Annotated in this window: 7 protein-coding genes and 2 pseudogenes; 1 reads left to right on the plus strand and 8 read right to left on the minus strand. The window is 72.4% G+C overall.

Translation table 11 applies throughout. From position 1 onward, the window contains the following. The 6 genes and pseudogenes from AB0G28_RS49040 to AB0G28_RS49065 all read right to left on the minus strand — a co-directional run. A pseudogene (locus AB0G28_RS49040) lies at nucleotides 1–296 on the minus strand (universal stress protein); the annotation flags it as partial. Next, nucleotides 280–558 (minus strand): DUF1918 domain-containing protein, encoded by a 279-nt coding sequence (locus tag AB0G28_RS49045; protein WP_361106516.1) that lies wholly within the window; start codon nucleotides 556–558, stop codon nucleotides 280–282. The pseudogene AB0G28_RS49040 and the gene AB0G28_RS49045, both read right to left, overlap by 17 nt. A gap of 13 nt (nucleotides 559–571) precedes the next feature. Then, nucleotides 572–1951 carry a DUF4389 domain-containing protein gene (locus AB0G28_RS49050; protein WP_361106519.1) on the minus strand — a complete coding sequence of 460 codons (1380 nt, stop codon included), beginning with the start codon at nucleotides 1949–1951 and terminating at the stop codon, nucleotides 572–574. After that, nucleotides 1948–2472, minus strand: coding sequence for a flavodoxin domain-containing protein (locus AB0G28_RS49055; RefSeq protein WP_361106522.1), 525 nt, complete (start codon nucleotides 2470–2472; stop codon nucleotides 1948–1950). Before AB0G28_RS49055 ends, AB0G28_RS49050 begins: the two co-directional genes overlap by 4 nt. Then, entirely contained in the window at nucleotides 2469–3050 is a 582-nt protein-coding gene (locus tag AB0G28_RS49060) for a CBS domain-containing protein (RefSeq protein ID WP_361106525.1), read from the minus strand. The genes AB0G28_RS49055 and AB0G28_RS49060 overlap by 4 nt, the downstream gene beginning before the upstream one ends. A gap of 11 nt (nucleotides 3051–3061) precedes the next feature. Then, nucleotides 3062–3844, minus strand: coding sequence for a universal stress protein (locus AB0G28_RS49065; protein WP_361106528.1), 783 nt, complete (start codon nucleotides 3842–3844; stop codon nucleotides 3062–3064). A 129-nt stretch (nucleotides 3845–3973) separates the two neighbouring features. Between AB0G28_RS49065 and AB0G28_RS49070 the strand changes: the two genes are divergently transcribed. Beyond that, nucleotides 3974–4591 carry a hypothetical protein gene (locus tag AB0G28_RS49070; RefSeq protein ID WP_361106531.1) on the plus strand — a complete coding sequence of 206 codons (618 nt, stop codon included), beginning with the start codon at nucleotides 3974–3976 and terminating at the stop codon, nucleotides 4589–4591. Here the strand turns inward: AB0G28_RS49070 and AB0G28_RS49075 are convergent. Continuing rightward, on the minus strand, nucleotides 4582–4773 hold the full coding sequence (locus AB0G28_RS49075) for a hypothetical protein (protein WP_361106533.1): 192 nt from the start codon (nucleotides 4771–4773) through the stop codon (nucleotides 4582–4584). The two genes, AB0G28_RS49070 and AB0G28_RS49075, sit on opposite strands and share 10 nt — an antisense overlap. 15 nt (nucleotides 4774–4788) lie before the next feature. Next, nucleotides 4789–5181, minus strand: a pseudogene (locus AB0G28_RS49080) (polyphosphate kinase 2); the annotation flags it as partial.

The following is a 5181-nucleotide window of genomic DNA, read 5'->3' on the forward strand; positions in this document are numbered from 1 at the left end:
GTGACCGGGCTCCACTCCCGCGCGGCCGTGGTGACTGCCAGGCCGGGATGCTCGGCGAGCACCGCGGCCTTCGCGTCGGCGAGCCACTCCCCGGCTCGCTCGGCCAGCCCGGCCCGCACCTGCTCATGGGTGCCGAACGCGACGGGCGCCTTCACCTGCGGCAGCGCGTAGACCTGGACCAGCCGGAGCGGACGCCCGCGGTGCACAGCCTCCGCCCCGGCCCACACCGCGGCCCGCACCGCCGACCCGGAGCCGTCGATCCCGGCGACGACCACGCCGTCAACGAACCCGGACATCGCCGTCTCCCTCGTGGATGAATCGCTGGACCCGGTCGAAGCGGGTGCGGGCGCGGTCTTCGGCGGCCTGTTCCTCCTCGGCGGTCACGACGATCGCGTCAGGGCCGGGGAAGACCGTCGACACGTGGTCGTCGGCCGTCCAGCGGACGACGTACGGCGGGGTCCCGTCGGCCGAGCGGACCTCGAGGATCCGGCCGCGCTGCTCGGGCGCGTCGACCCACGGTCCCTTGACGACGAGCCAGTCGCCCGGCTGTGCGTGCATGGTCGTTCCTCTCTCAGATGTCCACAGTGGACGGCTCGGGCGCGGTGGGGCTCGGCGGGCGTTGCGAGGCGCGGTGCGCGGCCACGCCGATCAGGACGACGCCGCCGGCCAGCACCACAAGACCGGACACCAGCAGGGCCACGGCGATCCAGCCGAGCGCGGGTGCCGTCGCGCCCGCTTCGGCGCGCACGGAGATGCCGCGCGAGGCGTCCGCGTTCATCACCACGGCGGTCCACTGCCCGGTCAGCACCGGCCAGGCGACGCTCTGCGTGCCCGCGCCGGACGCGCTCGCGACCCACACGCGAGCGTCGCCGGGCGGGACGGCCGGGGCGCCGCCGAGGTGCGTGCGGTTGCCCGCGGTCGTGTACTCGGTCGCGGCCAGGTAGCGCTCGACGGCGTCCGTGCGGCCGATGCCCACGAAGACCGGACGGCCGCCGGTGTCGGTGGCCCGGATCCGGACGTCGCCGATGAAGCTCTCGAGCTTCGGCACGGCCACACCTTCCAGCCGCACCGGATCGGTGGCGAACGCGTACCCGCCCGAGACGAACGTGGTGGACGCGGTGAGGTAGCCGTCCGCGTCACGCTGGGTGCGGTCGGCCCACAGCACGGCCGTGCCGCCGGTGAGCAGTCCCATCGAGCCGAGCACCAGCACGGCGCCGGTGACCGCGGCGGCGATCCTGCCCGCGGTCCAGCCCGCCGCGTGCGGGTGCGGTGGTTGCGGGTGCGGGGGTTCGTGGCCGGTCTCGGCGCCGCCCATGTCGAGCCGGAACGGCGGGTATTCGTCGGTCATCAGCGACACGTAGGCCGCCACGCGCAGCACCCAGCGGTCCATGCCGAGGACGAAGTCGAAGATCGGCCGTGGGTAGCGGCCGGTGAACAGCAGCACCACGCCCGCGACGAGGACCAGCACGCCGACGAGGCCACCGGCGGCCCAGTTGAAAGTGCCGTCGCTCGTGCGGGACACCAGCCAGGTGCCGCCGCCGACGAACAGGCCGACGACGATGAAGTGCGGGATGGCCAGCAGCCACCACTTCACCAGCACCAGGCCGCGTGAAAGCCGCTCGGGGTAGGCGATTTCGAGCCGGGCCGGGTAGTCCGGGACGTCGGCCAGGGTGAACGGCGGGTACCGGTCGGTCCCGAGCGCGGCGTACGAGTAGTACTGGACCCGCCAGCTCCAGCGCAGCACGCCGGAGGTGAACTCGAACAGGGGCCGCGGATAGCGGCCGGTCACCAGGATCGCGAAGAACGCCGCGATCGTGACGAACGGGTAGGCGAACCAGAGGAACGCCAGCACGATGTAGTGCGGGACGGCGAGGAGCCACTTCACCAGCCAGAGCCCGCGGGACAGCGGTTCGTCCAGCGTCGCCTCGACGCGGACGGGGTATTCGGTCATGACACGTTCCTTTCCACGTGGGCGAGGCTGGTCCCGATCTCGCGGCCCCAGGCGCGGATCGTGGGCCAGTCCCGGTTGTCGGCGTCGGCGACCCGCAACGCCGCCACCACGGCACGTTCGGGGAAGTTCAGGGTGTGCCGGTCGATCCGGCCGCCGAACAGGCGATGCCCGCGGGCGTTCAGCCGCCGCACCAGGTCTTCGACGGCGACCGGCTCTTCGGCGGGGCGCTTCTGTTCGCCGACCGGTCCGCTGGAGAAGAGCCAGACCGGCACCCGGCGAAGTTCGTCCGAAAAGGACTCCGCAAGCTTCCTCGCCGGTTCGAGCCAGTGTCCCATGTAGACAGCACTGCCGACGACAACGGCGTCGAAGCCTTCGACCGAGTGCACCAGGCCCGCGTCGCGGACCTCCACCAGCGACCACACCCCGGCGTCGGTCAGCGCGGAGCCGAGCGCGGTGGCCACGCTTTCGGCGATTTCCCTGGTGGCCCCGTGCCGGGTGGCCACCGCGACGAGGATCTTCATGTCCGCACCGAGGCTTCTTCCCACAGCTCGACGCCGACGACGCCGTAGACCGTCTTCGCCAGCGCCGTCACGACCCGGCGCTCGGCCTCGTCGGTGAAGGTGCCGCGGATGGTCACCATGCCGCCGGTGACGGAAACCGCCCAGCGGTCGCGGTGCCCGCAGTAGTCGGTGAGCAGCGCGTTGAGGTGCGAGGCGATCGAGTCGTCCTGGCGCACCAGCGGGCTGAGCATGTCACGGCGGCTGACGATGCCGACGAGGACGCCGTCGTCGTCGGTGACCGGGATGCTGCGGCGCCGGTCGCCCAGCATGCGCCGGGCGATCTCGGTGATGTCGGTGTCCAGCCGCACGGTCTCGGCGGGGGTCGTCATCATCGTGGCCACCAGCACGTCCGGTGCCGCACCGGTGATGCCGCTGCGGAGCGCGTCGGCTTCGGTGAACACGCCGAGGACCGCGTCGTCCTCGCCGACGACCGGCAGCGCCGCGACACAGTGCTCGGTGAGCAGCACGATGGCTTCGCGGACCGGGGTCGCGGGTCCGACCCGCACCACCGGCCTCGTCATGATGTCGCGTGCCTTCACTTCGGCTCCTTTCAGTGCACGACGGCGACCGGGCAGGCCGCGTGCGCGAGCAGGGTGTTGCCGGTCGAGCCGAGGATCCCGCCGGCGACCGGACCGCGGCCGCGGGTGCCGATGACGATCAACCGGGCGTCCGGGGCGGCGTGCTGCAGCGCGCGGGCCGGGACCCGCTCCGGCACGACCCGCGTGCGAACCTCGAGGTCGGGGTATTTGCGCCGCCAGTCGGTGACGCGGGCCGCCAGGTCGGCGTCGTCTTCCCCGGCGTGCACGACCAGGACCGGCGCCCGCGTCGCGGCCGCCTCGTCGAAGGCGAATCGCAGCGCGTGTTCACTCGATTCGGACCGGTCGATCCCGGCGACCACCGGCCCGGTGCGGACGGGCTGGTGCCCGGGCACCACGACGACGGGGCACGGCGCTTCGGCGGCCACGCGCAGGGCGACCGAACCGATCAGCGCGCCGCGCAGACCGCCGAGGCCGTGCGAACCGAGGACGACGAGGGCCGCGTCCGCCGCCTCCTCCAGCAGCAGATCGACGGCGAGCCCGAGCCGGACGGCCGTCTCGACCCGCACGCCGGGCGCCCAGTCACGGGCGATCCCGGCCGCGCGGTGCAGCCAGCGGTAGATGTGTTCCAGCAGGAGCTCGTCGTGCTCGTGGGCCGGAGTGCCCTCGAAGACGCAGGCGTGCACCAGGCGCAGCGTGGTGTCGCGCCGCGCCGCTTCCCGCGCCGCCCAGCGGACGGCGGCGTACGACGGCTCGGAAGCGTCCACCCCGGCGAGCACCGGCCGGTTTGCGGTCATGAGTTCCTCCTGCGGGTCCGGGAGGTTCAGCATGGGTGCGGCCGGTACTCGCCGGTCAGGGCCCGAAGTCCCTTTCACCGGGGACCAAATCCGCCTGTCCGCGCGGCCGTCGTCGCCGACGCTGGGACGATGACTGCACCTGATCTGTTCATCGACCACTTCCTGCCGCACCCGCACTTCGAGCTGGTGCGCACGACCATCGTGGACGCGCCGGCCAAGGAGACCTACGCGGCGGCGCGCGAACTCGACTTCACCGACGTCCGAGGCGGCGTCGTCTCCGCCGCGGGCTGGCTGCGCGCGCTGCCCGAACGCTGGCACAACCGGCGGCACGGCCCGCCCCGCCGTCCGACCCGCCTGACGGCCGACGACCTCGACGCCGGCTCCGAGTGGACGCTGCTCGGCGACCGTCCGGGCGCCGAGTTCGCCCTCGGCGTCGCGGGCAAGTTCTGGAAGCCGGTGATCACCTGGCGCCGGGTCGAGGCGGACGACTTCGCGGCGTTCGACGAGCCCGGCTTCGGCAAGATCGTGATGGCCGTCTCAGTGGCGCCCTACGGCGCGCACCGCACGGCGCTGACCGTGCACACCCGCGTCCGGATGAGCGACCCGGAGAGCTGGCTGAAGTTCCGCCGCTACTGGCGGATCGCCCGGCCGGCCATCGGTTCGGTGCACACGGCGCTCATCCGCACGATGGCCGCGAAAGCCCGGGAACGAGCCCTCGCGGCCTACACGCGCACCGATCAGCCCTGACGTTCACCTGCCGGCTGCCGCGGTTCGTCCGCGGCAGCCGGAGGAAGGTCCTCTTCGTTCTCCTTGATCGCGTGGTGTTCGACCACGTGCAGGTACCGGCCGACCTTCGGACCGTGCCGCCCGCGCTCGGCGACGTCCCGGCGTGCCTCGGCTTCGATGGCCGCCTTTTCCTTGTCGTCCATGGTTTCTCCTCCTGTTCAGTGCGGCAGCAGGGTGGCCGCGTGGTCGGGAACGTAGGTCTGCAGCCGCCGGTCGGGCCGGAAGTAGCCGGTCGGCTCCGGCCGCGGGGGCAGCGACACCGCCTGGCGGGGCACCTCGTAGTACGGGATGCCGGCCAGCAGGTGCGCGATCATGTTCAGCCGCCCGCGTCGCTTCTCCTCGCTTTCCACTACGTGCCAAGGCGATTCGGTGGTGTCGGTGTGCACGAACATGTCGTCCTTCGCCCGCGAGTAGTCCTCCCAGTGCGTCACCGACTGCAGGTCGATGATCGAGAGGTTCCAGCGGCGCATGGGGTCGTCGACGCGGGCGCGGAACCGGCGTTCCTGCTCGTCGAGGCTGACGGAGAACCAGTACTTGCGAAGCAGGATGCC

Origin of the sequence: Amycolatopsis sp. NPDC021455, from assembly GCF_040640995.1 — a bacterium.
In the GTDB taxonomy this organism is placed as follows: Bacteria; Actinomycetota; Actinomycetes; order Mycobacteriales; family Pseudonocardiaceae; genus Amycolatopsis.